This window comes from Pontibacter sp. HJ8 (genome assembly GCF_054824225.1).
Map to the genome: position 1 here is coordinate 1 of NZ_JSYF01000443.1, position 850 is coordinate 850.

Below are 850 nucleotides of genomic sequence, written 5' to 3' on the forward strand. Positions count from 1 at the left end.
TGAACCCGGACCTCCAGCTATGGCTGGGAGCGCTCGAGCGCCTGCATCACAGTGGCATAACCGACCTGGGTGCGATGCACAGAGGCTTTTCAACATTGGACAACGCCCCTTACCGCAACCACCCCAAGTGGGATCATGCGATGGAGCTGCGAAAAATGTTGCCGGAACTGGCCATGTACTGTGATGCCAGCCATATAGCCGGCAGAAGGAGCCTGTTGCGCCCTGTGAGCCAGCGTGCCCTTGACCTGGGCTATGATGGCCTGATGGTTGAAACACACTATAATCCGGCTGCAGCGTTGAGCGATGCCCAGCAGCAGATCATGCCGCAGGAACTGCATATGCTGTTAGAGGCCCTGAAGCACAATGACTCGAGTGCAGAAAAGATGAAGCAAGGAGCTCAACTGGAAGCACTGCGGAAAGAAATCGAGCAGCTGGATGATAAGTTACTGGACCTGATGTCCCGCAGGACAAAGGTAACGGCGCAAATAGGAGATTATAGCCAGCAGCCTGTGATGCCAGGAGCGCCTGATCCAGTACATTGGGACCTCGTGCTTGAAAACCTGTTGTTAAAAGTAAGCACTGCAGGCGTGGACCAGAACCTGGTGAAGACCATCTTTCAGGAGGTACGCTCCCAGTATGCCCGCACGCACTTGTATAACTATGGTATGAGTTCCTGATAAATTTTAACCGTTAAAAGCAAAACGCCTGTAGTGGTATCCTTAAGGAGCCGCTGCAGGCGTTTTTTTATGGCGCCTCCTTCTAATTATACCTCCTCCTGAATCCGTTTGGTTAGCTATACCTGCACCCGCTTACTCCTTTTTCCCTCACCCTCGTTATCGCACGTGGTGTT

1 protein-coding gene is annotated in these 850 nt (G+C 52.6%); it reads left to right on the forward strand.

The window, feature by feature from the left end:
- Positions 1–677, forward strand: a 677-nt coding sequence (locus tag OB13_RS17425; protein WP_461491460.1) for a chorismate mutase, incomplete at its 5' end; no start/stop codon positions are given.
- Positions 678–850: the final 173 nt, after the last annotated feature.